This is a genomic window from Streptomyces sp. NPDC058674 (genome assembly GCF_042716505.1).
In the GTDB taxonomy this organism is placed as follows: domain Bacteria; phylum Actinomycetota; class Actinomycetes; order Streptomycetales; family Streptomycetaceae; genus Streptomyces.
In genome coordinates, this window is sequence record NZ_JBHXSC010000002.1 from 77,959 (window position 1) to 104,481 (window position 26,523).

A 26,523-nucleotide genomic window follows, 5' to 3' on the forward strand; every position below is an offset into this window, starting at 1 on the left:
GCCACCGCACCGGCTCGGCCTCCCCCACACAGCGGGTGGGGGGAGGGTTCGTCATGACGAAGGAGTCGCGACCCAGTGAGTACGAGAATGCTCAGACGAAGAGTGCTGGCCGGAGCGGGAGCCCTCTCCCTGGCCCTGACGGGTGGGGTCGTGGGTCTGACGGGGACGGCGCAGGCCGCGACCAAGACCACGGCCGTCTTCGAGAACTGCGACGCCCCGGCGCCGCAGCCGGACGGCTCGGGCAACCAGAACTTCACGGTGACCCTGCCCGACGGAGCCAAGGCCGGAGACGTCGTCCCGATCACCATCGACCCGGGCGCGAGCCCCCTGATCCCGGGATTCTCCGTCACCACGGTGAACACTTCCAAGATCACCCTCAAGGTCGGGACGACGACCCAGGTGGTCACCAGCCCGCCCGAGACGGTCAGCGTCGTGGCCGGGCAGCCGCTCGACCCGAAGGCCTTCTCGGGAACGGTCAGGATTCCGGACGGCACCGAGGGCACCGCCGTCCACGTGGCGCTCGACCTCGCGGTGACCGACGCGGACCTCTCCGGCTCGGTCTTCACCACGACCTGCACCCCGGCGCCGCGCCCGAGCGCCTCCCTCGGCTCGGTCGCGGTCGAGGCCCTGCCCAAGGACCCGATCACGACGAAGGTGACCCCGAACAGCGGCAAGGCGGGCACCGCCGTCGCCGTCACCGGCGCCAACTTCCCGGCCGGCGCGGTCACCTGTTCCGCGCTGCTGAACGACGTCCCCACCGGTGACACCGGCACCGGCACGGCGGGGGCCGACGGCGTCGCGAACTGCAGCCTCGACATCACCGGGAAGGCCGACAAGATCCGGATCGACGGCGCCGTCAAGCCGTACAAGGACTTCGTCTTCGTCGAGGACCAGCCCGGCGTGAAGAACCCGGTCGACGTCGAGGTCCTGCCCGGCCCGCTGGCCATCGGCCCGCAGAGCGGCAATCCGGCCGTCGACTTCGGCCGGGTGACCATCAACGGCAAGGCGCAGTCGGTCGTCGGCCAGTTCACCGCGATGTCCGTCCAGGACTTCCGCGGCGGGAGCCTCGGCTGGGACGTCACCGCGACCCGCACCCCGTTCCTGAACGAGACCACGGGCCACTCGATGGCCAAGGCTCAGCTCGGCATCCAGCCGTCCTGCACCGTGACCAACCCGGACAGCCCGAGCACCTGCTCGGCCGGGGCGCCCGGCGCGCTCTCGGACACCCCGATGAAGATCGCGTCCCAGGCGGCCGGCGGGGACGAGCTGACCGGTGGTGAGTTCGCCGTCGGGGGCGCCGGGATGATCCAGCTCCCGCCGTTCATGTTCGCCGACACCTACCGGTCGGTGGTCACCTTCTCCATCGCCTGACCGGCACGACCCGTACGACCCGTACGGCCCGTACGGCCCGTACGACCCGCTCCGTCCAGGGTGGTGCGGCGCTCCGGCGCCGCGCCACCTTCGCCCTGTCCGCCGCGACTGGAGGCCGCCCATGCGCACCCGCGCCCGCACCCGTCCGTACGGTCTGCTCGTCAGCCTGCTCCTGCTGGGCGCGGGTCTGCTGCCCGCCGGCGCCGCGACGGCGGCGGACAACGGCACCTGGGCGGTCTTCCCGACCCCGCCGGCCGGTGCGGCGACGACCAGTCGCGCGTACTTCTTCCATCAGGGCGCGGCCGGGACGACGCTCGACGACAGCGCGACGATCATCAACTCCTCTGACCGGGAGCTGACCTTCCGGGTCTTCGCCACGGACGCGGTGAACACCCCCTCCGGCGGCGCCTTCGCGCTGCTCCCCGTGGAGACGAAGCCCAAGGACGTCGGCACCTGGGTCGCCCTCCCCGCCGAGACCGCGGGGACGGTCACCGTGCCGGCCAAGGGCCGCAAGGACGTCCCGTTCACCGTGAAGGTGCCGGCGGACGCGACGCCCGGCGACCACGTCGGGGGGATCGTGGTCCTGAACACGGCCGTCGAGGGCGTGCAGAGGGAGGGCGGGGTCCAGGTCGGGGTGAAGCGCTCGGTGGGCGCCCGGCTCTACCTCCGGGTACCGGGACCGGTCTCCGCGGGGCTGAGCGTCGAGGACGTCCGGGTCAGCCGGACCGCGCCGCCGCTGCCGTGGTTCCATGACGCCCGCGCCACCATCGCGTACTCCCTGGTCAACCGGGGGAACGTGGTGATCGAGCCGGAGGTGGCCGTCTCCGCCGAGGGGTTGTTCGGGCGCCGGGTGCTGGACCGGCCGGCCCGCGGGCCGAAGCCGGTGCTGCTGCCGGGACAGCGGATGGAGTTGACGGAGCCCTGGCCTGACGCGCCCCAGTCGGACTGGGTGACGGTCCGCGTCCGCGCGGGCGCGCAGACCCACCCCGATCTGCTCTCGGAGTCCGAGGCCGACTTCATCGCGGTGCCGTGGCCGGCCGCGGGAGCCCTCCTGCTCCTCGCGGGCGCGGGGGCCGCCCTGTGGGCGCTGCGCCGCCGACGCCGACCCGCCGAAGCCGAACACCCGCTGACGGAGTCCCCCTTGACCCGAACCCACTGACCGGCGGGACTGGATCGGGCCGTCTCCCGGGCGCCATCCGGTCCACGCGGGCCGACCGGCGTCCGGTGCACCCGCGTCCTCGCGGGCACGCAGGAACCCCCGGCCGGTGAGGGTGGCCGGGGGGCTGCGGTCAGGGGTGGGCGTCGGCGCCCGGGGGCGGGCTCAGTGGTTGCGGGGGAAACCGAGGTCGACGCCGGCCGGGGCGTCCGAGGGGTCCGGCCAGCGGGTGGTGACGACCTTGCCGCGGGTGTAGAAGTGGATGCCGTCGTTGCCGTAGATGTGGTGGTCGCCGAAGAGCGAGTCCTTCCAGCCGCCGAAGGAGTGGTAGCCCACCGGCACCGGGATCGGGACGTTGACGCCGACCATGCCCGCCTCGACCTCCAGCTGGAAGCGGCGCGCGGCGCCGCCGTCGCGGGTGAAGATCGCGGTGCCGTTGCCGAACGGCGAGGCGTTGATGAGGGCCACGCCCTCCTCGTAGGTCTCGGCGCGCAGGACGCACAGGACCGGGCCGAAGATCTCGTCGCGGTAGGCGTCGGAGTCGGTCTTGACGTTGTCGAGGAGCGAGAGGCCGATCCAGTGGCCGTTCTCCCTGCCCTCCACCGTGTAGCCGGTCCCGTCCAGGATCACGTCCGCGCCCTGGGCGGCGGCGCCCTCGACGTACGAGGCGACCTTGTCGCGGTGGGCGGCGGTGATCAGCGGGCCCATCTCGGAGGCCGGGTCGTTGCCGGGGCCGATCTTGATCTTCTCGGCGCGCTCGCGGATCTTCTCGACGAGGGTGTCGGCGATGGACCCGACGGCCACGACCGCGGAGATCGCCATGCAGCGCTCGCCGGCCGAGCCGTAGGCGGCGGACACGGCGGCGTCGGCGGCAGCGTCGAGGTCGGCGTCGGGGAGGACCAGCATGTGGTTCTTGGCGCCGCCCAGCGCCTGGACGCGCTTGCCGTTGGCGGAGGCGGTGGTGTGGATGTGGCGGGCGATCGGGGTGGAGCCGACGAAGGAGACGGCCGCGATGCCCGGGTGGGCGAGGAGGGCGTCGACGGCCGTCTTGTCGCCGTGGACGACGTTGAGGACGCCCGCGGGGAGGCCGGCCTCGGTGGCCAGCTCGGCGAGCTTGTTGGCCGCCGAGGGGTCCTTCTCGCTCGGCTTGAGGATGAAGGTGTTTCCGCAGGCCACGGCCAGCGGGAACATCCACATCGGCACCATCGCCGGGAAGTTGAAGGGGGTGATGCCCGCGACCACGCCGATGGGCTGGCGGATCGAGGCGACGTCCACGCGGTTGGAGACGGACGTGGACAGCTCGCCCTTGAGCTGGGTCGTGATCCCGCAGGCCAGCTCGACGATCTCCAGGCCGCGCGCCACCTCGCCCAGCGCGTCCGAGTGGACCTTGCCGTGCTCGGCGGTGATCAGCTCGGCGATGGCGTCGCGGTTGGCGTCCAGCAGGGCGCGGTAGGCGAAGAGCACCTTGGTGCGGGCGGCGAGCGAGGACTGCCCCCAGGTCGCGAACGCCTCCTGGGCGACCCGTACCGCGGCGTCGACCTCGTCGGCGGAGGCGAGGGCGACCTGCGTGGTGACCTCACCCGTCGCCGGGTCGGTGACCGGGCCGTAGTTGCCCGACGCGCCCTCGACGGTCGTGCCACCGATCCAGTGGTTGACGGTCTTCATGCCTTGCTCCTTCACAGATGGCGACGTCGCTGCGCGGCTTGCCGGTCGTACTCTTCACGGGCTCGGGCCGCCGCCTTGCGGGTCGCGGTCTCGGCCACAGGAACATCCCACCACGCCTGTGCGGGGGGCGGGCCCGACACAGTGTCGGGCGTTCGGGTCTGTACGTAGACACATGTGGGGCGCGTCGCCGAGCGCGCCTCGGCGAGGGCTTCGCGCAGGTCACGCACGGTGCGGGTGCGGATGACGGCCATCCCGAGGGAGGCCGCGTTCGCCGCGAGGTCCACCGGGAGGGGGTCGCCCGTGTACGACCCGTCGGGTCCCCGGAAGCGGTATCCGGTGGCGAAGCCCTCCCCGCCGACCGTCCCGGACAGGCCGCCGATGGAGGCGTAGCCGTGGTTGTCGAGGACGACCACCTTGACCGGGACGCCCTCCTGGACGGCCGTGACGATCTCCGTCGGATTCATCAGGTACGTCCCGTCGCCGACCAGCGCCCACACGGGACGGCCGGGCGCGGCCAGCGCCACCCCGATCGCGGCCGGGATCTCGTAGCCCATGCAGGAGTAGCCGTACTCCACGTGGTACTGGTCCGCCGAACGGGCCCGCCACAGCTTGTGCAGGTCGCCGGGGAGGGAGCCGGCCGCGTTGACGAGGATGTCGCTGCCGTCGACCAGGGCGTCGAGGAGTCCCAGGACCTGGGCCTGGGTGGGCGGGAGGCCGTCGTCGTCGACGGGTAGGGCCCAGGCCCGGTCGACGCGTGCCTCCCAGCGCCCCCGGGCCTGCGCATACGCCGTTTCGTACGCCGGGTCGACGCGGTGGCCGCGGACCGCGTCCCGGAGTTCCTCCAGGGCCTCGCGGGCGTCGGCCACCAGCGGGCTGGCGGCGAGCTTGTGCGCGTCGTACGGGTCCAGGTTGAGGCCGACGAAGCGGACGGCCGGATTCTGGAAGAGGGTCGCGGACGCGGTGGTGAAGTCCGTCAGCCGGGTCCCGGCGGCGATCACCAGGTCCGCCGTCCGGGCCAGGTCGTCGGCGGTGGCCGTCCCGGTGTGGCCGATGCCGCCCACGTCGGCGGGGTGGCCGTACGGGAGGACGCCCTTCCCCGCCTGGGTCACGGCGACCGGGATGCCGGTGTCCTCGGCGAAGGCAGCCAGGGCCGCCTGGGCGCCGCTGTGCCGGATGCCGCCGCCGGCGACGACCAGGGGGCGAGCGGAGCCGCGTACCGCCCCGGCGGCCGCGGCGAGCTCGGACCGGTCCGGCCGCGGCCGGCGCACGCGCCAGACCCGCTCGGCGAAGAACTCCTCGGGCCAGTCGTACGCCTGCGCCTGCACGTCCTGCGGCAGCGCGAGGGTGACGGCGCCGGTCTGCACCGGGTCGGTGAGCACCCGTACGGCCTGGAGGGCCGCCGGGACCAGGGCCTCGGGGCGGGTGATCCGGTCGAAGAAGCGGGAGACGGGCCGCAGGGTGTCGTTGACGGAGACGTCCCCCGCGTACGGCACCTCCAGCTGCTGGAGCACGGGATCGGCGGGCCGGGTCGCGAAGGTGTCCCCGGGCAGCAGGAGCACCGGGATCCGGTTGATCGTGGCGAGGGCGGCGCCGGTGACGAGGTTGGTGGCGCCGGGGCCGATGGAGGTGGTGACGGCGTGCGCGGAGAGCCGCCCGCACTGGCGCGCGTACCCGACGGCGGCGTGCACCATGGCCTGTTCGTTGCGCCCCTGGAGGAAGGGCATCTCCTCGGGCCCGGACTCCAGGAGGGCCTGGCCGAGGCCGGCGACGTTGCCGTGTCCGAAGATCCCCCAGGTGGCGGCGATCAGGCGGTGGCGCTGCCCGTCGCGCTCGGTGTGCTGGCGGGCGAGGAAGCGTACGAGGGCCTGTGCGACGGTCAGCCTCACCGGTGGTCCTCCGGTCGGTGGAAGGGCAGCCGGGGGTCCGGGTCCCGGCCGTGCCAGGTGTCGCGGATCCAGCCGTGGTCGGGGTGGTCGCGGATGAGCCATTCCCGGTCGGGGCCGGGGCCCGCCATCACGTTGAGGTAGTACATGTCGTGGCCGGGGGCGGCGATGGACGGGCCGTGCCAGCCGTCCGGGATGAGCACGGCGTCACCGGTGCGCACCTCGGTCAGGATGTCGGTCTTCCCGGCCGGGGACGGGCTGACGCGCTGGTAGCCGACGCCGGGGGTCTCTCCGTGGGGGGCGATCTCGTAGTAGTAGACCTCCTCCAGTCGGGACTCCTCACCGGGGTGGTGCTCGTCGTGCTTGTGGGGAGGGTACGAGGACCAGTTGCCGCCGGGGGTGAGCACCTCGACGGCGATGAGCCGGTCGCAGTCGAAGGTGTCGGCGGCGGCGAAGTTGTTGACCTGGCGGGAGCAGTTCCCCGCGCCGCGCAGTTCGACGGGCACGTCGGCGGCGGGGCCGTACCGCGCGGGCAGGCGGCGGTCGCAGGGTGCGCCGACGAGCGCGAACCGGCCGCCCCCGGCGGAGGTGATGCCCGCGTGCGCGTCCCGGGGCAGGTAGGCGAAGTCGCAGGGCCCGTCGAACACGCTGGCCCGCCCGAGGAGTTCGAAGGCCGCGTCCGGTCCGCTACCGGGCGCGGGGACGGCTCCGGTGCAGCGGACCGTGCAGCCGCCCGACAGCGGGAGCACGATCCACTCCGCGTCCCCGCACGGGTGCGCGTACGACTCCCCCGGGTCGAGGGCGAGCACGACCAGCCTCGTCCACCGGGTCCCCCACTCAGACAGCACCGGCACGGCCGAGCACCTCCTCCACCTCGTCGGGGAACGGCATCGCGGTGGAGCACGACAGCCGTGAGGCCACGATGGCCCCGGCCGCGTTCGCGTACCGCACCACCTGCTCCAGGGGCCATCCGGCGAGCAGGCCGTGGCACAGGGCGCCGCCGAACGCGTCCCCCGCGCCGAGGCCGTTGACCACCTCGACCGGGACCGGGGGGACCTCGGCGACCGTGCCGTCGCGGTGGACCGCCAGCACGCCGTCCGGGCCGCGTTTGACGACCGCCAGCTCCACTCCGGCGGCGAGCAGCGCCCGCGCCGCCGCGTACGGTTCGGACTCCCCGGTGGCGATCTCGCACTCCTGCGGGTTGCCGACGGCCACCGTGGCGAGGGCCAGGGCGCGTGCGTAGTGCGGCTCCGGCTTCTCCCGCCACAGCATCGGCCGCCAGTCCAGGTCGAAGACCGTGGTCCCGGCCTTCGCGCGGGCCTCCAGCGCGGCGAGGGTGGCGGAGCGGCTCGGCTCCTCGCTCAGGCCGGTGCCCGTCATCCACAGGACGCGGGTCGCCCGTACGGCCTCCAGGTCCAGCTCCTCGGCCGCGATCTCCAGGTCCGGGGCCTTCGGCGCGCGGTAGAAGTACAGCGGGAAGTGGTCGGGCGGGAAGACCTCGCAGAAGGTGACCGGCGTGGGGAGGCCCTCGACCTCGGCCACCCACCGGTCGTCCACGCCGAACCGGCGCAGCTCCGCGCGCAGGTAGCCGCCGAAGGGGTCGGCGCCGGTGCGGGTGACCACCGCGACCCGGCGCCCGAGCCGGGCGGCCGCGACGGCCACGTTGGTCGGGGAGCCGCCCAGGAACTTGCCGAAGGTGTCCGCCTCGGCCAGTGGCACACCGGTCGTCAGCGGGTAGAGGTCCACCCCGATCCGGCCCATCGTGATCAGGTCGAAGCCGAACGGTTCGCCGGTCACTGTCAGTCCTTCCCTTCGCTCGTGCACCGCGCGGTCCCCCGCGCCGTCTTCCGCTGCCGCGCCCTGCACCGGGTCCCGGGCGGCGCCTTCCGCGTCCTCCTCATGACCCTCCCGGTGTCGGCGCCCTAAGGTGGCCGCTATGACGTCCTCCCCGCCCGCGTTGACCCGTATCCGCATCGGCTCGGCTCCGGACTCCTGGGGTGTGTGGTTCCCCGACGATCCCCGGCAGACCCCCTGGGAGCGCTTCCTCGACGAGGTCGCCGACGCCGGGTACGAGTGGATCGAGCTGGGCCCGTACGGCTACCTGCCCACGGATCCGGCCCGGCTCACCGAGGAAACGGCGCGGCGCGGGCTGCGGGTCTCGGCCGGAACCGTCTTCACCGGACTCCATCACGGGCCCGCCGTGTGGGAGGACACCTGGGAGCACGTGTCGCGGATCGCCGCGCTCACCCGGGCGGTGGGGGCGGCCCATCTCGTGGTGATCCCCTCCTTCTGGCGGGACGACAAGACCGGCGAGGTGCGGGAGGACCGCACTCTCACCCCCGGTCAGTGGCGTGCCCTGACCTCGCAGACCGAGCGGCTGGGACGGGAGGTCCGCGACCGCTACGGCCTGCGGATCGTCGTGCACCCGCACGCCGACACCCACATCGACACCCCGGAGAACGTGTCGCGGTTCCTGGACGCCACCGACCCCGACCTCGTCTCGCTGTGCCTGGACACCGGGCACTACGCGTACTGCGGCGGCGACAGCGTCCAGGCCCTCGACACCTTCGCCGAGAGGATCGGCTACCTGCACCTGAAGCAGGTGGACCCGCGCGTCCTGGCCGAGGTCGTGGCGCAGGGGCTTCCCTTCGGTCCGGCCGTGGCCCGGGGGGTGATGTGCGAACCGCCGTCGGGGGTGCCCGACCTGGAACCGGTCCTGGCCGCGGCCCAGCGGCTCGGAGTGGACCTGTTCGCCATCGTGGAACAGGACATGTACCCGTGCCCGCCCGACCGGCCGCTGCCGATCGCCCGCCGCACCCGCGCCTACCTGCGCTCCTGCGGCGCCCGCTGACACCCCCGCGCAGCCGCGGGTACGCGCTGACACCCGCGGGTACGCGTGGACACCTGCTGGTACGCGTTGACACCGCCCGCCCCGCCGGCACCTGCCGTCACCCGGAAGGACACACGACATGAGCACGCTCGGCATCGCCGTCATCGGCACCGGGAAGATGGGAGCGGACCACGTCCGCCGGATCGGACGGACCGTCGGCGGGGCCAGGGTGGTGGCCGTCGCCGATCCGGACGGGGACCGGGTCAAGGAGGTGGCGGGCGCACTGGGCGGCGCCGGCGCGTACACCGACCCGGCGGCGGCGATGGCCGCGCCCGGGGTCCAGGCGGTACTGATCGCCTCCCCCGGACCCGCCCACGAGGAGGCGATCCTGCGCGCCTTGGAGCGGCGGCTGCCGGTGCTGTGCGAGAAGCCGCTGACCCCGGACCCGGCGGGAGCACTGAGGATCATGGCGGCCGAACAGCGGCTGGGGCGGCGCCTGGTGCAGGTCGGTTTCATGCGCCGCCACGACGCCGAGTACGAACGGCTGAAGGAGCTGTTGGACACCGGCGGGATCGGACGGCCGCTCTTCCTCCACTGCCGGCACCGCAACGCCGCCTCCCCCTCCTTCTTCACCAGCGACATGCTGATCAGCGACTCCGTGGTGCACGAGGTGGACGCGGCGCGCTGGCTGCTGGGCCAGGAGATCACGGCGGTGTCCGTGCTCTCCCCCACGCCCTCGTCGGCGGCGCCGGAGGGGCTGCGCGATCCCCGGCTGGTGCTCCTGGAGACCTCCGGCGGGGCCGTCGTCGACGTGGAGATCTTCGTCAACTGCGGTTTCGGCTACCAGGTGCAGTGCGAGGCGGTCGGCGAGTCCGGCAGCGCCAGGATCGGCGACGGCCATGCGATGGTCGTCCAGGCGGCGGGCCGGTGGGGCGGTGAGATCGCCCAGGACTTCACGGTCCGCTTCGCGGACGCCTACGACCGGCAGTTGCGGCGCTGGGTGGCCGCGGCCGCGCGGGGCCGGGTGGCCGGGCCGGACGCCTGGGACGGCTATGCGGCGGCGGCCGTCTCGGAGGCGGGCCTGACGGCCGCGCGCACCGGTGCCCGCACCGTGGTGGAGCTGGCCGAACGGCCTTCCCTGTACCGCTGATTCGCCCACACCGGACTCTTTGTTCCGTCTGCGGCCGTTGTGCCACATCTGTCACAGCCGTCGCGCTTGTGTCACACATATCCGCATGACGCGGGTTTTCGGTCACAGGCGCTCAACAGCCCCTCCCTTGCCGTCACTCCGCGTCGTTCCCCGGGCACAACCCGAGTGATCGTCAGTGTCCACGCGCCGGCTCCCCCGACGGCCTCCCGGCCGGCCCCGCGGCGTGGACTAGGAGGTGTCGTGCATGAGCGACCGACAGCTGTGGTCGTACAAGGAGATCGCCGCCCACATCCGGGTCCAGCCGGACACCGTGCGCTCCTACCGCAAGCACGGGCTGCTCCCCCCGCCCGACCACGTGGAGGGCGGCAAACCGTACTGGTACGCCGACACCGTCCGGGCCTGGGTGGCCCGCCGACCCGGCAACCGGGGCCGCCGCGAGGACTGACCGGCCCGCCCGCGCCCGGGCGGGCCCCCCGCGGGCCCGCCCGGCGTACGGATCGGACTCCCCGATCCCACCGGCTAGCGGGCGCCGGCGCGTATCCTCTCCGCCCCGCCGGCCGCCGGGTCCGCCCGCGAATCCCGGGCCGGAGCGGGCTCCGGCGCGGTCGCCGCAACGGCCGCCTCCCCCTCGCTCAGCCCGAACCTCCCGTGCAGCCTGCGCAGCGGACCCGGCGCCCACCACGTGGCCTTCCCCGTCAGCTTCATCACCGCCGGGACGAGCAGGCTGCGGACGACCATCGCGTCCATCAGGACCGCCAGGGCGATCCCGAGCCCGAGCATCTTGGTGTTGGTCACCCGCGAGGTGCCGATGGCCACCATCACCACCGCCAGGATCACGGCCGCGGCAGTGATCAGTCCGCCCGTACGCGCCAGCCCGGCGCGCACCGCCCCCTCGTGGTCCCCGGTCCTGTCGTACTCCTCCTTGATGCGGGATATGAGGAACACCCCGTAGTCCATGGAGAGTCCGAAGGCGATGCAGAACATCAGCACCGGCAGCGTGGTCTCTATGTCCCCCGTCGAGGTGAAGGAGAGCAGACCCGAGAGGTTGCCCTCCTGGAAGACCCACACGACCGCCCCGAACATCGCCGTCAGGCTCAGTGCGTTGAGCAGGATCGCCTGGATCGGTATCAGGACGCTCCCGGTGAGCAGGAACACCAGCAGCAGCGTCGCCAGGACCACCAGGGCCAGGGCGGCGGGCAGTTCCTCCGCGACGGCGTCCTGGGCGTCCACGAGCACCGCGGCCTGCCCCGCCACGGAGGTCTCGAAGGGTGCGTCGACCTCCCGCACCTCGCCGACGAGGTCCTGGGCCTGCGGACCCACGGCCTCTCCTTCGGCGACCACCGAGAAGTAGGCGTACCGGGAGTCCGGGCCGGCGCTGACCGGTCCGTCGATGCGGACCACTCCGGGCAGTGCGCCCACCCGGTCCCGGTAGGCGGTGAGGTCCCCGGCACCGCGGGCACCCTCGGTCAGCACGATCAGCCCGCCGCCGGGGTTGCCCGGGAAGCCGTCCCTGATCTGCTGTTGGACCACGTGCGACGCGGCGGTCGCCGGCAGCTGCCGGTCGTCCACGGTGCCGAACTGCACCCCGAGGAAGGGCAGGCCCAGCAACAGCAGGCCGGCCGTGGTGGCCACCGCGAAGACCGGCGCCCGACGCATCACCAGCGCGGTCGTCCGCGCCCAGCCCCGGCCGGTTTCCCCGGCCGCGCCCCCCGCGGCCGTGCCCCGCCCCCGGCGCCAGAGCCTGCGCAGGTCGAGGGAGTCGACCCGGTGGCCGAGCAGGACCAGGGCCGCGGGCAGCAGGATCAGCGCGGCCCCCGCGGCGAGCAGGACCACGGCGACCCCCGCGTAGGCGAAGGACCGCAGGAAGTACATCGGGAAGAACATCATCGCGGACAGCGAGACGGCGACGGTCAGCGCCGAGAACAGCACGGTGCGCCCCGCGGTGCGCAGGGTGGCGCCGACGGCGTCCCGTGGGTCCCGTCCGGCGGCGAGCTCCTCGCGGAACCTCCGGACGATGAACAGGGCGTAGTCGACGGCGAGTCCGAGGCCGAGTGCGGTGGTCAGGTTCTGGGCGAAGACCGAGACCTCGGTGAATTCGGTGAGGCCGCGCAGCACCGCATTGGTCCCGAGGATGGCCACGATGCCCACGCCGAGCGGCAGCAGGGCCGCGACGGCGCTGCCGAAGACGAGGATGAGCAGCACGAGGGTCACCGGCAGCGCGATCAGCTCGGCGCGCAGCAGGTCCTCCTGGATGGTCTCGGTCACCTCGCGCTGGACCGCGACCTGTCCGCCGAGGGAGACGTGCACGGGTCCGTGCTCCCCCTGGTAGTGCGGGGCCATCCGCTCCAGCACGCGGGTGGCGGTTTTCTGGTCGCCGAGCACCCGGGCGGCGATCAGCGCCTGTCTCCCGTCCTCGGATCGCAGCGCCGGCAGCGGGGTGCGCCAGTAGGAGCCGACGCCCGTGACGCCCTCTTCGGCGGCGAGCCGCGTCGCCAGCCGCTCCGCCTCGGCGGCGACGGCCGGGTCCTCGACGCCGCGGGTGCCCGCCCCGGCCTCGACGAGGAGCAGCAGATTGGGCTGCGCGCCCGGGAACTCGCGCTCCAAGGCCTTGGCCGCACGGGTGGACCGGGCGTCCGGGTCCTCCCAGCCGCCGCTGCCCATCCGGTCGGCAACACCGCTGCCCGCGAACACGGCCAGCGCCGTGACCAGCAGGGCGAGCAGGAGCGAGAGCCGCGGTCGGGCCGTGACGATCCGGGTCCACCTGCCGCTCTCCCCGGGCGGCGGCGGTTTCTTGACTTCGGACATGACTCGGTGTCCCCTTCACCTGATTGCCAGGCCGAAATACACTGGCAAACACGAGCACTCGCTCGCGTTCACTCAGAATGCGAGCGATCCCTCGCGTTTGTCAATCACCCACGGGAAGCAAGGGATTGGACATGCCGGGGACCCCCAAGGACAAAGCGGCGCAAAAAGCCGATCCCGCCGAGGGCGCACCCCCGAGCCCGCGGCGCCGCCAGGCACGCGGCGAGCGCCGGATCAGCCAGCTCCTGGCGGCCGCCGCGGGCGTGTTCTGCCGTACCGGCTACGCCGCGGCCAGCACCAATGCCATCGCGCGCGAAGCGGGCGTCTCCCCTGGCACGCTCTACCAGTTCTTCCCGAACAAGGAGGCCATCGCCGTGGAGCTCGGCGGCCAGCTGCTCCAGCGCGCGCACGAGATGCACGGCCAGGCCTTCCTGCCGGAGAACCTGCACCGCCCGCTGCCCGAGCTGCTGGACGCCGTCCTGGACCCGGTCATCGCCTTCAACTGCGAGAACCCGGCCTTCTGGGCGCTCATGCACGGCTCCGGCGTCCCCGGCATCACCCAGGAGCACGAGGAACTGCACTCCAGCCTGCTCGCCCGGGTGGAAGGCGTCCTGCGCGGCTTCGCCCCCGAGGCCACGCCGGCCGAGCTCACCCACACCTCGAACATGATCCTGGGCATCTTCAAGGCGTCGCTGGACCTGATCCTGGCCCACGAGGGCGCCGAGCGCGCCGCCTACACCGCCGAACTGAAGACCGTACTGCTGCGCTACCTGGAGCCCATGGTCACCACGGCCCCTCCGCGCTGACCCGGTCCGGGTGCCGGCCGCCGGGCCGACCGCCCGCATCCCCACCGGAGGCCGTCCGGCCGGCCGCCCTCACGCGGACCGGCCGGCGGTAACACCCGTACGGACAGCATCCGCCCCCGTCAGCCCCCGCCGCGCGACCAGCCCGCGGCGCACAGGGTCAGGACGAAGCCCGCCGGGTGATCCATGTCCGGCGCGCCCCTACAGTCCGCACATCCCTGCAGTCCGCACGATCCGCCCGAATCGCCCCACCCCAAAAGAGCAGCCGCGCCGGCTCGCATTGATACCCCCTAGGGGTATAGTCTCGACGTGTCGGGAGGAGGCTGGAGAGATCCGCCGCCCCCGGCGGCCGATACGCGCCCCTCAAGAGGAGAACGACATGACCGCCGAGACGGACACCCGGACCACCACCGTCTACCGCGTGACCGGCATGACCTGCGGGCACTGCGAGGGTGCGGTGACCACGGAGCTCTCCGCCCTGCCGGGCGTCGACTCGGTCAAGGCCGTCGCCGCGACCGGCGAGGTCACGGTGGTCTCCGCGGCCCCGCTGGCGGACGAGGACGTGCGCGCCGCCGTGGACGAGGCCGGCTACGACTTCGCCGGCCGCGCCTGACCGCCGGCCCCGGCCGCACCTGCCCCCAGGCACCACCCGCAGCACCGCACGACCCGTAGCACCCGCCGGGCGGCGCCGGCCAGCTCATACTGGTACCGCACCGCCCGGCCCTCCCCCTGGAGCCCGGACATGACCAGCACAGTGCACGACGGACCCATAGCGGCAGTCGAGCTCACGATCGGCGGGATGACCTGCGCCTCCTGCGCGGCCCGCATCGAGAAGAAGCTGAACCGGATGGACGGGGTCACCGCGACGGTGAACTACGCCACCGAGAAGGCGAAGGTCTCCTACGCGCCGGACGTCCGGGTGGCGGACATCGTCGCGACCGTCGTGAGGACCGGCTACACCGCCGCGGAACCCCCGCCCCCCGAGCCGGAACCGCAGCCCGAAGCACAGCCGGAACCACAGTCCGGGCCCGCGTCCGGGTCCGTACGGCTGCCGGCCGAGGCCCCGGACCCCGAGCTGGCCGCGCTCCGCCAACGGCTCCTCGTGTCCGTCGCCCTCGCCCTGCCCGTCGTCCTGCTCGCGATGGTCCCGGCGCTCCAGTTCGACAACTGGCAGTGGCTCTCCCTGACGCTCGCCGCCCCCGTCGTCGTCTGGGGCGCCCTCCCCTTCCACAAGGCCGCCTGGACCAACGCCCGGCACGGCGCCGCCACCATGGACACCCTGGTCTCCGTCGGCACCCTCGCCGCCTTCACCTGGTCCCTGTGGGCCCTGTTCTTCGGCCACGCGGGCATGCCCGGCATGCGGCACGGCTTCGACTTCACCGTCTCCCGCACGGACGGCTCCTCCGCCGTCTACCTGGAGGTGGCGGCCGGCGTCGTCGCCTTCATCCTGCTCGGCCGCTACCTCGAAGCACGCGCCAAGCGGAAGGCGGGCGCGGCGCTCAAGGCGCTGCTGCAGCTCGGCGCCAGGGACGTCGCCGTCCTGCGCGGGGGCTCCGAGGTGCGCATCCCGGTGAGCGCGCTCCTGGTCGGCGACCGGTTCACCGTCCGCCCCGGCGAGAAGATCGCCACCGACGGCACGGTCGTGGAGGGCGGCTCGGCCGTCGACGCCTCCATGCTCACCGGCGAGTCGGTACCGGTCGAGGTCGCGCCCGGAGACCCCGTCACCGGCGCCACTGTCAACACCTCCGGACGCTTGGTCGTCGAGGCGACCCGGGTCGGCTCCGACACGCAACTGGCCCGGATGGCCCGCCTGGTCGAGGACGCGCAGAACGGCAAGGCCGAGGTGCAGCGCCTCGCCGACCGGGTGTCCGCCGTATTCGTACCGGTCGTCCTGCTCCTCGCGCTCGGCACCTGGGTCGCCTGGCTGCTGGCCACGGACAACCCCACCGCCGCCTTCACGGCCGCCGTGGCCGTCCTGATCATCGCCTGCCCCTGCGCCCTGGGCCTGGCCACCCCGACCGCACTGATGGTGGGCACCGGCCGCGGCGCGCAGCTCGGCATCCTCATCAAGGGCCCCGAGGTCCTGGAGTCCACCCGGCGGGTGGACACCGTCGTCCTGGACAAGACCGGGACCGTCACCACCGGCCGGATGACCCTGACCGGCGTCCACCCCGCGGACGGGGTCGACGCGACCGAGCTGCTGCGGCTGGCCGGAGCCCTGGAGCACGCCTCCGAACACCCGGTCGCCCGCGCCGTCGCCACCGGCGCGGCCGAGCGGGTCGGCGCCCTGCCCTCCCCCCGGGACTTCGAGAACCTCGCCGGGCTCGGCGTCCGCGGAGTGGTCGACGGGCACGCCGTCCTGGTGGGCCGCGCACACCTGCTCGCCGACCGGGGGATCGCGCTGCCGGACGCTCTCGCCGGGGCCAAGGCCGCCGCCGAGGCCGCGGGCGGCACCGCCGTCGTGGTGGCCTGGGACGGAGCGGCCCGCGGGGTGCTGACCGTGGCCGACGCGGTCAAGGAGACCAGCCCCGAGGCGGTCGCCCGGCTGCGTGCGCTGGGGCTGACCCCGATCCTGCTGACCGGCGACAACCGGGCCGCGGCCGAGGCGGTGGCCCGCGCGGTGGGCATCGACGAGGTGATCGCGGAGGTCATGCCGCAGGACAAGGCCGACGTGGTGGAGCGCCTCCAGGCCGAGGGACGCACCGTCGCGATGGTCGGCGACGGCGTCAACGACGCGGCCGCGCTGGCCCGGGCCGACCTGGGCCTGGCCATGGGCACCGGCACCGACGCCGCCATCGAGGCGGCCGACCTGACCCTCGTACGGGGCGACCTGCGGGTGGCCGCGGACGCGATCCGGCTGTCGCGCAGGACCCTCGCCGTGATCAAGGGGAACCTCTTCTGGGCCTTCGGCTACAACGTCGCGGCCCTGCCGCTCGCCGCTGCCGGACTCCTCAACCCGATGATCGCCGGAGCGGCCATGGCCTTCTCCTCGGTCTTCGTGGTGACGAACAGCCTCCGGTTGCGGGCCTTCCGCTAGTGGATCGCCTTCGCATTTCCGACACAGTTCCTTCACGGGAGACGCAGATCACAGTGATGGCGACGTAACCATCCGGGGTCGCCACGGGTCTAATGGGGCGTGCCAGGAACGTCTTGGGGGACGTTCCACGGAGGTCTTGGGGGACGTCCGCGGCATCGGCCGGCCGGGACGCGTGCCCGCGGGAAGCTTTGAGCGGCCCTCCCGACCCGGAAACGGGTCCCGGCAGACACAGACGCCCCGGCGCGGATCCCGTGGGGGGAGTCCGTACCGGGGAAAGAAAAGCGCCCCGACCGCCGACCCGTGGGGGGATCGGCGGCGGGGCGCTTTTCGCTGGCCTCGCTCAAGCCTTCGCACGCCTGCGCATGGCTTTTCGTACTCACCCGGACGCGTTTCGCACGCCGCGTCCGGGTACGGCCCGGGCCCGAAGGCCCCCGGTCAGTGGCTCTCTGTCAGCGGCTCTCTACGGGAACGAAGTCGCGCAGGACCTCTCCGGTGTAGATCTGGCGCGGACGGCCGATGCGGGAACCCGGCTCCTTGATCATCTCGTGCCACTGGGCGATCCAGCCGGGAAGGCGGCCGATCGCGAAGAGCACGGTGAACATCTCGGTCGGGAAGCCCATGGCCCGGTAGATGAGACCGGTGTAGAAGTCCACGTTCGGGTAGAGGTTGCGCGAGACGAAGTACTCGTCGGCCAGCGCGTGCTCTTCCAGCTTGAGCGCGATGTCGAGCAGCTCGTCGCTCTTGCCGAGCGCCGAGAGGACATCGTGCGCCGCCGCCTTGATGATCTTCGCCCGGGGGTCGAAGCTCTTGTAGACGCGGTGCCCGAAGCCCATCAGGCGGACGCCGTCTTCCTTGTTCTTCACCTTGCGGATGAAGGCGTCGACGTCGCCGCCGTCGTTCTTGATGCCCTCGAGCATCTCCAGGACGGACTGGTTGGCGCCGCCGTGCAGGGGGCCCCACAGCGCCGAGATGCCGGCGGAGATCGAGGCGAACATGTTCGCCTGCGAGGAGCCGACCAGGCGCACGGTGGAGGTCGAGCAGTTCTGCTCGTGGTCCGCGTGCAGGATCAGCAGCTTGTCGAGCGCCGCGACCACGACCGGGTCCAGGTCGTACTCCTGGGCCGGCACGGAGAAGGTCATGCGCAGGAAGTTCTCGACGTAGCCCAGGTCGTTGCGCGGGTAGACCACCGGGTGGCCGACGGACTTCTTGTACGCGTAGGCCGCGATCGTCGGCAGCTTGGCCAGCAGGCGGATCGTCGAGAGGTGGCGCTGCTGCTCGTCGAACGGGTTGTGGCTGTCCTGGTAGAACGTCGACAGCGCGCTGACCACGGAGGACAGCATCGCCATCGGGTGCGCGTCACGCGGGAAGCCGTCGTAGAAGCGCTTCACGTCCTCGTGCAGCAGCGTGTGCTGGGTGATCTCGTTGCGGAACGACGCGAGCTGGTCGACGGTCGGCAGCTCCCCGTTGATCAGCAGGTACGCGACCTCGATGAAGCTCGAACGCTCGGCCAGCTGCTCGATCGGGTAGCCGCGGTAGCGCAGGATTCCCTGCTCGCCGTCGAGGTAGGTAATCGCGGACTTGTACGCCGCGGTGTTGCCGTAGCCGCTGTCCAAGGTGACGAGCCCGGTCTGGGCCCGCAGCTTCGAGATGTCGAAGCCCTGGTCACCGACGGTGCTCTCGACCACCGGGTAGGTGTATTCACCGTCCGCGTACCGGAGTACTACAGAGTTGTCGCTCACGTCATCCCTCACCGACGTAGTGCCTCTTCTTCGAGGTGCCCTGACTGCCTCTACCTTCCCCCATTTGGCGCAGGAGAGTGCACTCGGGGTCGGCCTTTGGTCCTTTTGACGGCACTGAGTGCCTTCAACCTGCTCATCCTGCCCCCTCCGTACCGGTGGCGGGAACCCCAAATGATCGATCATTTAGGTGATGTTTCCCACCGGTATCCGGCCGGACAGCCGGGCGGCGACCGCGGTGTACCTCCTGCCTGCGGAAACCGTACGCACCGCCTGCCCGATCGCCTTCCGGGACCCGACGAGGACGACCAGTTTCTTCGCCCTGGTCACCGCCGTGTAGAGGAGGTTGCGCTGGAGCATCATCCAGGCGCCCGTGGTGACCGGGATCACCACGCAGGGGTACTCGCTCCCCTGGGAGCGGTGGATGGTGACGGCGTACGCGTGCGCCAGCTCGTCGAGCTCGGCGAACTCGTAGCCGATCTCCTCGTCCTCGTCCGTCCGTACCGTCAGGCGCTGTTCGTCCGGATCGAGGGCGGTGACCACGCCCACCGTGCCGTTGAAGACGCCGTTGGCACCCTTCTCGTAGTTGTTCCGGATCTGGGTGACCTTGTCGCCCACCCGGAAGACCCGGCCGCCGAACCGCTTCTCCGGCAGGTTCGGCCGGGCCGGCGTGATGGCCTGCTGGAGCAGGCCGTTGAGGTTCCCGGCGCCGGCCGGCCCGCGGTGCATGGGGGCGAGCACCTGGACGTCCCGGCGCGGGTCGAGCCCGAACCTGGCCGGGATGCGGCGGGCCGCCACGTCCACGGCGAGCACCCCGGCCGCCTCGGTGTCCTCCTCGGGGAAGAGGAAGAAGTCCGGCAGGCCGTCGGTGAGGGGCGGGAGGCCGGTGTTGATCCGGTGGGCGTTGGTCACCACCCCCGACTGCTGGGCCTGCCGGAAGATCCGGGTCAGGCGGACCGCGGGCACCGGGCCGCCCTCGGCCAGCAGGTCCCGCAGCACTTCCCCGGCTCCGACCGACGGCAGCTGGTCCACGTCCCCGACGAGCAGCAGGTGTGCGCCCGGCGCCACGGCCTTGACCAGCTTGTTGGCCAGGAGCAGGTCCAGCATCGAGGCCTCGTCGACCACGACCAGGTCCGCGTCCAAGGGCCGCTCCCGGTCGTACGCCGCGTCCCCGCCCGGCTTGAGCTCCAGCAGCCGGTGCACGGTGGAGGCCTCGGCGCCGGTGAGCTCGGCCAGCCGTTTCGCCGCCCGGCCGGTGGGTGCCGCCAGCACCACCTTGGCCTTCTTGGCCCGGGCCAGCTCGACGATGGAGCGCACGGTGAAGGACTTGCCGCAGCCCGGCCCGCCGGTGAGGACCGCGACCCGCCGGGTGAGCGCCAGCTTGACCGCGTCCCGCTGCTCGGGGGCGAGCGCCGCCCCGGTCCGCCCGGCGAGCCAGCCCAGCGCCTTCTCCCAGTCCACGTCCTGGAAGCCGGGCATCCGGTCGGCCTCCGCGTGGAGCAGCCGGCGTACCTGCCCGACCAGCGACAGCTCGGCGCGGTGGAAGGGGACCAGGTACACGGCGGTCAGCGGGTCCGGCCCGCCCTGCGGATCGGGCACCGGCTCCCGTACGACGCCCTCCGGGTCCGCGGCGAGCTCCGCCAGGCAGTCGATGACGAGCCCGGTGTCCACCTGGAGCAGCTTGACCCCGTCGGCGATCAGCCGGTCCTCGGGCAGGAAGCAGTGCCCCTGGTCGGTGGACTGGGAGAGGGCGTACTGGAGCCCCGCCTTGACCCGCTCGGGGCTGTCGTGCGGGATGCCCACGGCCTGGGCGATGCGGTCGGCGGTGAGGAACCCGATGCCCCAGACGTCGGCGGCGAGCCGGTAGGGCTGGTTCTTCACCACCGAGATGGAGGCGTCGGCGTACTTCTTGTAGATGCGCACCGCGATGGACGTGGAGACGCCGACCCCCTGGAGGAAGACCATGACCTCCTTGATGGCCTTCTGCTCCTCCCAGGCGGCGCCGATCAGCTTGGTCCGCTTGGGCCCGAGGCCGGGCACCTCGATCAGCCGCTTCGGCTCGGCCTCGATCACGTCGAGGGTGTCCGTGCCGAAGTGCTCCACGATCCGGTCGGCGATCTTCGGGCCGATGCCCTTGATCAGGCCGGAGCCGAGGTAGCGGCGTATGCCCTGGATGGTGGCGGGCAGCACGGTGCGGTAGTTCTCCACCGTGAACTGCCTGCCGTACTGCGGATGGGAGCCCCAGCGGCCCTCCATCCGCAGCGATTCTCCGGGCTGCGCGCCGAGGAGGGACCCGACGACCGTGAGGAGGTCGCCGCTGCCGCGGCCGGTGTCGACGCGGGCGACCGTGTACCCGCTCTCCTCATTGGCGTAGGTGATGCGCTCCAGCACGCCGTCGACCACCGCCGGCTGTACGCCCGCCCCTGCCCCGTCCGTTGCCATGGCACGACGCTACCGCCCGCCGGCGACAGTCCGTCGGCCCTGTGGACAACGGGGGCCGGGACACGAGAAGGGGGTCCGGCCTCGCGGCCGGACCCCCTCACGGTTACCCCTCCCGTGTCGGACTTCCCGATCCCCCCAGATCCCCTCCCGAAAGTCCCGACGCACCATACGACCCCCGTGCCGCGCCGGGGGTTGCACTCGGATGCGCAGCTTTACCGTTCCGTTACCGGAGCGGAGTCCGGGGTGCCGTCAAATCGCCGCAGAAGTAGCGTTTCCCGCATGAGCGAATCTTCATTCCAGGACGACGTGCTCCACGAGCTCGGCGACGACAGGCTGACCGAGATCGCCGGCCTCCTCGGCACGGACGCCGACGGCGCGCGCGACACCGTCGCCGAGACGGTCGGCGCCATGACCGGCGGCCTGCAGGAGAAGGCCGCCGCGGACGACGACGACGGCGTCGAGGTCCGCCGGGCCTTCGCCGAGGTCGCGGAACCCCCGCTGCAGGGCGTGTCCACGCTGGGCGGCGGCCTGGGCGGCGGCGGCCTCGGCGGCATGCTGTCCGGCGGGATGATGGCCGGGGTGCTCGCCAAGGTGAGCAAGCCCGTGGCCAACGCCGTCTCCAAGAAGACCGGCATCCCCGCGCCCACCATCAGCCGCGTCATCGAGCTGCTGATCCCGGTCCTGATGGCCGTCTTCGCCAAGCGCGCCGCCGGACGGGGCGCCGGCACCACGGCCGCGGGCCCGGCGGCGGGCGGCGCCCCGGCCCCCGGAGCGGCCCCCGCGGCGGGCGGCGGCCTCGGGGACCTGCTGGGCCAGATCCTCGGCGGCGGCCGGAAGTGACCCGTACGGCCCAGCGGCACATCGGAGTTCGGCCGGCCGGGCGCTGAGACGGCGCGGAGGTGCCGGGGCGCCCCGAGGGCGGTCCCGGGCGGTGCGGGCCGTCCCCCGGCCCGCCCCCCGGCGCCGCCCCCCGCGCTATCCTCGGGCGCCATGGACACGCCCGAGAAGGCGCCCGTGCGGCTACGGCCCCCGGAGCCCGGCGAGCTGGGCTGGATCGTGCAGCGGCACGGCGCGCTCTACGCCGCCGAGTACGGCTGGAACACGGAGTTCGAAGGGCTGGTGGCCCGGGTCGTCGCGGACTTCGCCGAGGACCACGACCCGTACCTGGAACGCGTGTGGATCGCAGAGCTGGAGGGCCGCCCGGTCGGCTCGGTGATGTGCGTGCGCGAGGACGGCGCACCCGGCACCGCACGGCTGCGGCTCCTCCTGGTGGAGCCGGCCTGCCGGGGGCATGGCATCGGCACCCTCCTGGTCGACGCCGTCGTCGCCTTCGCCCGCTCGGTCGGCTACCGCGAGCTGGTGCTGTGGACCAACGACGTGCTGGCCGAGGCCCGTTCCCGCTACCTGAGCGCCGGCTTCACCCTGGTGGCCGAACGCCCGCACCGCTCGTTCGGGGCCGCGCTCACGGGGCAGGACTGGCGACTGCCGCTCCAGGAGGGCTCCCCGCGCTGACGCCCGAACCGACCCCCGTACGGTTCGAGGCCCGCGCGGCGGGAGCCAGCGAGGTGAGCGCCACCCCGCCGACCAGGAGCAGCGCCGCCAGCCAGCGCAGCCCCGAGACGCCCTCCCCCAGTACCAGGGCGGCCGAGGACATCCCGAAGACCGGGACCAGCAGCGAGAAGGGCGCCACCGAGGACGCCGGGTAGCGGCGCAGCAGGTAGCCCCAGGCGCCGAAGCCGAAGACGGTGGACACCCAGGCGACGTACCCGATGACGGCCGCCCCGGACCAGTCCAGGGCCCGCAGGGCGGCCGCGTCCCGGTCGGGCCCCTCCAGCAGGAGCGAGAGCCCGAACAGCGGCACCACCGGGACCGCGCACACCCACACCATGAAGTTCAGGGCGTCGGGCGGGGAGGCCTTGCGGGTCAGCACGTTGGAGACGCCCCAGCACGCGGCAGCCGCCACGACCAGGGTGAAACCGAGCACCGGACCGGCGGTCCCCCCGTCCACGGCGGCCACCGCGATGCCGACGAGCGCGACCCCCATGCCGGCCAGCCGCACCGGCCCGGGCCGCTCGCGCAGGACGGCGGCGGCCAGGACGGCGGTGAAGACGGCCTGGATCTGGAGCACGAGGGAGGACAGCCCGGCCGGCATCCCGGCGGCCATGCCGGTGAAGAGCAGGCCGAACTTGGCGATGCCCAGGGCCGCTCCGACCCCCAGGATCCACTTCCAGGCGACCTTGGGACGCCCGACGAAGAACACCGCGGGCACCGCGGCGGCGAGGAAGCGCAGGGCGGACAGGAGCAGCGGCGGGAAGTGTCCGAGCCCGATCTCGATGACGACGAAGTTGAAGCCCCACACGGCGGCGACGAGCACGGCGAGTGCGGTGTGTACGGGACGCATGATCCGAGCATCGACGACCGCTTGATGTAGCACCAGCGCCGATCTCTTCCGGGATGGATGAAGCATTGCTTACGGGTGGGAGGGCTGCCACGATGGGGGCGTGCTTGATCTCGCCCGGCTGCGCGCCCTGCACGCCGTCTCCGTCCACGGATCGGTCGCGGGCGCGGCGGCGGCCCTCGGCTACACCCCTTCGGCGGTCTCGCAGCAGATCGCCAAACTGGAGCGGGAGACCCGCACGACGCTGCTGGAGCGGCGCGGGCGCGGGGTCGCCCTCACCGAGGAGGCCCGCCATCTGGCCGACACGGCGCGGGAGCTGCTGGCGATCGTGGAGCGCGCCGAGACCACCCTGGAGGAGCGGCGCGGGCAGCCGAGCGGGCTGCTGACGGTGGCCGCCTTCGCCTCGGCGGCGCGCGGGCTGCTGCCGGGGGTGCTGGCCGATCTGGCCCGCCGGCACCCGGCGCTGGACGTCCGCCTCACCGAGGTCGACCCGCACCTGTCGGTGGACCTGGTGTCCCGGGGCGTGACGGACCTGGCCGTGGCCCACGACTGGGACATCGCCCCGCTGCCGGCCCCCGAGGGCGTGGAGCAGGCGCTGATCGGCGACGACCTGTGCGACCTGGTGGTGCCGGCCGGGCACCCCTTCACCGCGCGCCGCAGGGTCCTGCGGTCGGATTTGGGCGGACAGCGCTGGGTGTGCCAGCCGCCCGGGCGGGTCTGCCACGACTGGCTGGTGCGGACCCTGCGGACGGTCGGCCTGGAGCCGGACATCGCGCACGTCGCGGAGGAGAACCACACGATCGTCGCCCTGGTCGCGGCGGGACTCGGGGTGGCCGTCGTCCCCCGCCTCGGCACGGGTGCGCTGCCGCCGGGCGCGGTGGCCGTACCGCTGGAGCCCGGCCCCGTACGACGGCTGTACGCCCTGTGGCGGACCGGGGCAGCCCGCCGTCCCGCCATCACGGAGGCCGTGCGGACCCTGCAGGAGCACTGGGCCCGCGTACGGGCCGTGCCCGGGGCGGCGACCCTTCCGGGGGATCTCCCGAGTGTCCGTCACGCCCCGGACCCGGCCCGGCAGTAGGGTCCGGCGCGTGCCGAACCACGCCTCCCGCCGGACCCTGCTCGCCGCAGCCGCCCTGGCCGCCGTCACGGTCGGCGGGGCCACCTCCGCCGCCTCGGGGGCCCGCCGCGCACCGGACGACCCGCGCGCCCCCGGCGGACCGCCGGGCCGCCGCACCGACCGGGCCCGGCTGCGCCGGCTGGTCGAGGGGATGAGCCTCGCCGAGAAGGTCGGGCAGCTCTTCGTCTCCCGGGCGTACGGCCACTCGGCGACCGATCCCGATCCGGCGGACGCCGAGCGGAACCTGGCGCTGTTCGGGGTGCGCACCGCCGCCGAGCTGGTCGCCCGCTACCACCTCGGCGGGATCGTCTACTTCGCGTGGGCCCACAACACCCGCAGTCCGCAGCAGATCGCGGAGCTCTCCGGCGGCCTCCAGCGGGCCGCCCTGGCCACCGGCGCCCGGGTCCCGCTGCTGCTCTCCACCGACCAGGAGCACGGGGCGGTCGCCCGCATCGGCCGGCCGGCGACCCTGCTGCCCGGGGCGATGGCCCTCGGCGCGGGCGGCCGGGTCGCCGACGCCCGGCGGGCCGCCCGGATCGCGGCCACCGAACTGGCCGCCATGGGCATCCGGCAGGACTACGCGCCGGTGGCCGACGTCAACGTCAACCCGGCCAATCCGGTGATCGGCGTACGGTCCTTCGGCGCCGACCCGCGCGCGGTGGCGGCCCTCGCCGCCGCCCAGGTGCGCGGCTACCAGAGCGCCGGAGTGGCGGCCACCGCCAAGCACTTCCCCGGCCACGGGGACACCGAGACCGACAGCCACGTCGGGCTGCCCGTGATGCGGCACACCCGCGCCCTCTGGGAGGAGCTGGACGAGCCGCCCTTCCGGGCGGTGGTGGAGGCGGGCGTGGACGCCGTCATGACGGCGCACATCGTCTTCCCCGCGCTCGACCCCTCGGGGGACCCGGCGACGCTCTCCCGGCCGATCGTCACCGGCATCCTGCGCGAACGCCTCGGCTTCCGGGGGGTGGTGGTCACCGACGCCCTGGACATGGCCGGGGTCCGCCAGAAGTACGGGGACGACCGGGTGCCCGTACTGGCCCTGCGCGCGGGCTGCGACCAGCTGTTGAACCCGCCGGACCTGGGGCTCGCGCACCGCAGCGTGCTGGCCGCGGTCGAGGCGGGCGAGCTGACCGAGGAGCGGATCGAGGAGTCGGTGCTGCGCATCCTGGAACTGAAGACCCGCCGCGGCCTGTTCGAGGCGCCCGGGGCCACCGCGGCGCGGACGGCCGAGACCGTGGGCACCCCCGGGCACCTGGCGGCCGCCGACGAGATCGCGGCCGGTACGACGACCCTGCTGGCCAACCCCGCCGGGCTGCTGCCGCTGGACGCCGCGGCGGCGCCCCGACTGCTGGTCACGGGGGCCGACCCCGCCTCCCCCACCGGTACCACGGGGCCCCCTACCGCGGTACTGGCCCGGGAGCTGACCGCCCTGGGCTGCCGGGCCACGGCGGTGGCGCCCGAGCGGGCGGCCGCGGCCGCGGCGGGGCACGCGGCGGTGCTGGTGTGCACGTACAACGTCCCCGAGGGGGAGAGCCCGCAGCGCACGCTGGTCGCGCAGCTCGTCGCCTCCGGGGTCCCGGTCGTCTCGGTGGCGATCCGCAACCCCTACGACGCGGCCCGGCTGCCGGCGTGCGCGGCGGAGTTGGCGACGTACACCTGGACGGACGTGGAGATGCGGGCCGCCGCCCGGGTGATCACCGGCGCGATGCGCCCCGAGGGCCGCCTCCCGGTACCGGTCCCGGGCCGCTACCCCTTGGGCCACGGGCTGTCCTACCCCTGACGGCGGCCGGGCGGCCACGGTCAGCGGGCGCGGCCAGTGGGCGCGGTGAGTGGGCGCGGCCAGTGGGCGCGGTCAGTGGGCGGCGAGCCACGCGAGGCCCGCGATGCAGACCACGCCCGCGGCCGCGGCCGCGGCGGCCCTGTGGCGGCGCAGCGTGTAGCCGGTCAGCGCCGCCGTCAGCAGGACGGCGAGCGTCCCGATCGCGCCCCTCAACGGGCCGTCTCCGTAGCCGAATTCCCCGAAGTGCCGGGCCAGCCAGACGAACCAGGCGAATCTCATGTCCCTCCCCTTCCTCCCCTGATCCTGCGGATCGTAGTGGGGGCCGGGGCGCTACCGGCGAGATCCGGCCT

At 73.4% G+C, this 26,523-nt stretch carries 21 protein-coding genes; 12 read left to right on the top strand and 9 right to left on the bottom strand.

Annotation, left to right across the window (positions count from 1 at the left end; all coding sequences use genetic code 11):
• Positions 1-75 precede the first annotated feature (75 nt).
• Both ACFWU6_RS01650 and ACFWU6_RS01655 read left to right on the top strand, forming a co-directional pair.
• Positions 76-1,371, top strand: a complete 1,296-nt coding sequence (locus ACFWU6_RS01650; RefSeq protein WP_383977552.1) for a hypothetical protein — start codon at positions 76-78, stop codon at positions 1,369-1,371.
• Between the two features lie 121 nt (positions 1,372-1,492).
• Positions 1,493-2,530, top strand: coding sequence for a WxL protein peptidoglycan domain-containing protein (locus ACFWU6_RS01655; RefSeq protein ID WP_383977555.1), 1,038 nt, complete (start codon positions 1,493-1,495; stop codon positions 2,528-2,530).
• Positions 2,531-2,692: 162 nt separating this feature from the next.
• On the opposite strand, the gene ACFWU6_RS01660 is transcribed toward ACFWU6_RS01655, so the two are convergent.
• From ACFWU6_RS01660 to iolC, 4 genes are read right to left on the bottom strand one after another with little or no spacing between them, the layout of a single operon-like run.
• Positions 2,693-4,192, bottom strand: coding sequence for a CoA-acylating methylmalonate-semialdehyde dehydrogenase (locus tag ACFWU6_RS01660; protein ID WP_383808524.1), 1,500 nt, complete (start codon positions 4,190-4,192; stop codon positions 2,693-2,695).
• Between the two features lie 11 nt (positions 4,193-4,203).
• Positions 4,204-6,180 (bottom strand): 3D-(3,5/4)-trihydroxycyclohexane-1,2-dione acylhydrolase (decyclizing), encoded by a 1,977-nt coding sequence (gene iolD / locus ACFWU6_RS01665; RefSeq protein ID WP_383808527.1) that lies wholly within the window; start codon positions 6,178-6,180, stop codon positions 4,204-4,206.
• Positions 6,075-6,929: a 5-deoxy-glucuronate isomerase gene (gene iolB / locus ACFWU6_RS01670; protein ID WP_383808530.1), complete on the bottom strand. Its 855-nt coding sequence runs from the start codon at positions 6,927-6,929 to the stop codon at positions 6,075-6,077. The genes iolD and iolB overlap by 106 nt, the downstream gene beginning before the upstream one ends.
• A complete protein-coding gene (iolC, locus tag ACFWU6_RS01675; RefSeq protein WP_383808545.1) occupies positions 6,913-7,836 on the bottom strand; it encodes a 5-dehydro-2-deoxygluconokinase in 924 nt (307 codons plus the stop codon). Before iolC ends, iolB begins: the two co-directional genes overlap by 17 nt.
• A 175-nt stretch (positions 7,837-8,011) precedes the next feature.
• Here iolC and ACFWU6_RS01680 point away from each other — a divergent pair, with 175 nt between their 5' ends.
• From ACFWU6_RS01680 to ACFWU6_RS01690, 3 genes are all read left to right on the top strand, one after another.
• Positions 8,012-8,926, top strand: coding sequence for a sugar phosphate isomerase/epimerase family protein (locus tag ACFWU6_RS01680; RefSeq protein ID WP_383808533.1), 915 nt, complete (start codon positions 8,012-8,014; stop codon positions 8,924-8,926).
• A 118-nt stretch (positions 8,927-9,044) separates the two neighbouring features.
• Positions 9,045-10,055, top strand: coding sequence for a Gfo/Idh/MocA family protein (locus tag ACFWU6_RS01685; protein ID WP_383977558.1), 1,011 nt, complete (start codon positions 9,045-9,047; stop codon positions 10,053-10,055).
• A 244-nt stretch (positions 10,056-10,299) separates the two neighbouring features.
• The gene (locus ACFWU6_RS01690; RefSeq protein ID WP_030710687.1) at positions 10,300-10,500 is read left to right on the top strand and encodes an AlpA family transcriptional regulator; all 201 of its coding nucleotides are present in this window, start codon (positions 10,300-10,302) and stop codon (positions 10,498-10,500) included.
• A 74-nt stretch (positions 10,501-10,574) separates the two neighbouring features.
• Here ACFWU6_RS01690 and ACFWU6_RS01695 read toward each other — a convergent pair whose 3' ends face one another.
• The gene (locus ACFWU6_RS01695) at positions 10,575-12,860 is read right to left on the bottom strand and encodes an MMPL family transporter (protein WP_383977561.1); all 2,286 of its coding nucleotides are present in this window, start codon (positions 12,858-12,860) and stop codon (positions 10,575-10,577) included.
• 131 nt (positions 12,861-12,991) lie between these two features.
• Here ACFWU6_RS01695 and ACFWU6_RS01700 point away from each other — a divergent pair, with 131 nt between their 5' ends.
• The 3 genes from ACFWU6_RS01700 to ACFWU6_RS01710 all read left to right on the top strand — a co-directional run bounded on the left by ACFWU6_RS01700 (position 12,992) and on the right by ACFWU6_RS01710 (position 16,697).
• Positions 12,992-13,663, top strand: coding sequence for a TetR/AcrR family transcriptional regulator (locus tag ACFWU6_RS01700; RefSeq protein ID WP_383977564.1), 672 nt, complete (start codon positions 12,992-12,994; stop codon positions 13,661-13,663).
• A gap of 376 nt (positions 13,664-14,039) precedes the next feature.
• Positions 14,040-14,273: a heavy-metal-associated domain-containing protein gene (locus ACFWU6_RS01705; protein WP_383806213.1), complete on the top strand. Its 234-nt coding sequence runs from the start codon at positions 14,040-14,042 to the stop codon at positions 14,271-14,273.
• 129 nt (positions 14,274-14,402) lie between these two features.
• Positions 14,403-16,697: a heavy metal translocating P-type ATPase gene (locus ACFWU6_RS01710; protein ID WP_383806210.1), complete on the top strand. Its 2,295-nt coding sequence runs from the start codon at positions 14,403-14,405 to the stop codon at positions 16,695-16,697.
• A 449-nt stretch (positions 16,698-17,146) separates the two neighbouring features.
• On the opposite strand, the gene ACFWU6_RS01715 is transcribed toward ACFWU6_RS01710, so the two are convergent.
• Together ACFWU6_RS01715 and ACFWU6_RS01720 are read right to left on the bottom strand one after the other, a co-directional pair.
• A complete protein-coding gene (locus ACFWU6_RS01715; RefSeq protein ID WP_383806207.1) occupies positions 17,147-18,436 on the bottom strand; it encodes a citrate synthase in 1,290 nt (429 codons plus the stop codon).
• A gap of 183 nt (positions 18,437-18,619) precedes the next feature.
• The gene (locus tag ACFWU6_RS01720) at positions 18,620-20,875 is read right to left on the bottom strand and encodes an ATP-dependent RecD-like DNA helicase (protein ID WP_383977568.1); all 2,256 of its coding nucleotides are present in this window, start codon (positions 20,873-20,875) and stop codon (positions 18,620-18,622) included.
• A 279-nt stretch (positions 20,876-21,154) separates the two neighbouring features.
• On the opposite strand from ACFWU6_RS01720, the gene ACFWU6_RS01725 reads away from it, so the two are divergent.
• Positions 21,155-21,715: a DUF937 domain-containing protein gene (locus ACFWU6_RS01725; RefSeq protein WP_383806201.1), complete on the top strand. Its 561-nt coding sequence runs from the start codon at positions 21,155-21,157 to the stop codon at positions 21,713-21,715.
• Between the two features lie 150 nt (positions 21,716-21,865).
• On the top strand, positions 21,866-22,387 hold the full coding sequence (locus ACFWU6_RS01730) for a GNAT family N-acetyltransferase (RefSeq protein WP_383977571.1): 522 nt from the start codon (positions 21,866-21,868) through the stop codon (positions 22,385-22,387).
• Here ACFWU6_RS01730 and ACFWU6_RS01735 read toward each other — a convergent pair.
• Positions 22,338-23,276, bottom strand: coding sequence for an EamA family transporter (locus ACFWU6_RS01735; RefSeq protein WP_383977574.1), 939 nt, complete (start codon positions 23,274-23,276; stop codon positions 22,338-22,340). The two genes, ACFWU6_RS01730 and ACFWU6_RS01735, sit on opposite strands and share 50 nt — an antisense overlap.
• A gap of 100 nt (positions 23,277-23,376) precedes the next feature.
• Between ACFWU6_RS01735 and ACFWU6_RS01740 the strand changes: the two genes are divergently transcribed.
• Complete coding sequence (locus ACFWU6_RS01740; RefSeq protein ID WP_383977577.1) at positions 23,377-24,351, top strand: LysR substrate-binding domain-containing protein; 975 nt, start codon at positions 23,377-23,379, stop codon at positions 24,349-24,351.
• 10 nt (positions 24,352-24,361) lie between these two features.
• Positions 24,362-26,173: a glycoside hydrolase family 3 protein gene (locus tag ACFWU6_RS01745; protein WP_383977580.1), complete on the top strand. Its 1,812-nt coding sequence runs from the start codon at positions 24,362-24,364 to the stop codon at positions 26,171-26,173.
• Positions 26,174-26,245: 72 nt separating this feature from the next.
• Here the strand turns inward: ACFWU6_RS01745 and ACFWU6_RS01750 are convergent, their stop codons facing one another.
• The gene (locus ACFWU6_RS01750; protein ID WP_383977584.1) at positions 26,246-26,452 is read right to left on the bottom strand and encodes a hypothetical protein; all 207 of its coding nucleotides are present in this window, start codon (positions 26,450-26,452) and stop codon (positions 26,246-26,248) included.
• Positions 26,453-26,523: the final 71 nt, after the last annotated feature.

Excerpts from the sequence above, each read along its gene's own strand:
- ACFWU6_RS01655 (WP_383977555.1), top strand. The coding sequence starts at position 1,493 with ATGCGCACCCGCGCCCGCACCCGTCCGTACGGTCTGCTCGTCAGCCTG.
- ACFWU6_RS01660 (WP_383808524.1), bottom strand. The coding sequence starts at position 4,192 with ATGAAGACCGTCAACCACTGGATCGGTGGCACGACCGTCGAGGGCGCG.
- iolD (WP_383808527.1), bottom strand. The coding sequence starts at position 6,180 with ATGGCTCATCCGCGACCACCCCGACCACGGCTGGATCCGCGACACCTG.
- iolC (WP_383808545.1), bottom strand. The coding sequence starts at position 7,836 with ATGGGCCGGATCGGGGTGGACCTCTACCCGCTGACGACCGGTGTGCCA.
- ACFWU6_RS01680 (WP_383808533.1), top strand. The coding sequence starts at position 8,012 with ATGACGTCCTCCCCGCCCGCGTTGACCCGTATCCGCATCGGCTCGGCT.
- ACFWU6_RS01685 (WP_383977558.1), top strand. The coding sequence starts at position 9,045 with ATGAGCACGCTCGGCATCGCCGTCATCGGCACCGGGAAGATGGGAGCG.
- ACFWU6_RS01690 (WP_030710687.1), top strand. The coding sequence starts at position 10,300 with ATGAGCGACCGACAGCTGTGGTCGTACAAGGAGATCGCCGCCCACATC.
- ACFWU6_RS01695 (WP_383977561.1), bottom strand. The coding sequence starts at position 12,860 with ATGTCCGAAGTCAAGAAACCGCCGCCGCCCGGGGAGAGCGGCAGGTGG.
- ACFWU6_RS01700 (WP_383977564.1), top strand. The coding sequence starts at position 12,992 with ATGCCGGGGACCCCCAAGGACAAAGCGGCGCAAAAAGCCGATCCCGCC.
- ACFWU6_RS01705 (WP_383806213.1), top strand. The coding sequence starts at position 14,040 with ATGACCGCCGAGACGGACACCCGGACCACCACCGTCTACCGCGTGACC.
- ACFWU6_RS01710 (WP_383806210.1), top strand. The coding sequence starts at position 14,403 with ATGACCAGCACAGTGCACGACGGACCCATAGCGGCAGTCGAGCTCACG.
- ACFWU6_RS01720 (WP_383977568.1), bottom strand. The coding sequence starts at position 20,875 with ATGGCAACGGACGGGGCAGGGGCGGGCGTACAGCCGGCGGTGGTCGAC.
- ACFWU6_RS01725 (WP_383806201.1), top strand. The coding sequence starts at position 21,155 with ATGAGCGAATCTTCATTCCAGGACGACGTGCTCCACGAGCTCGGCGAC.
- ACFWU6_RS01730 (WP_383977571.1), top strand. The coding sequence starts at position 21,866 with ATGGACACGCCCGAGAAGGCGCCCGTGCGGCTACGGCCCCCGGAGCCC.
- ACFWU6_RS01735 (WP_383977574.1), bottom strand. The coding sequence starts at position 23,276 with ATGCGTCCCGTACACACCGCACTCGCCGTGCTCGTCGCCGCCGTGTGG.
- ACFWU6_RS01750 (WP_383977584.1), bottom strand. The coding sequence starts at position 26,452 with ATGAGATTCGCCTGGTTCGTCTGGCTGGCCCGGCACTTCGGGGAATTC.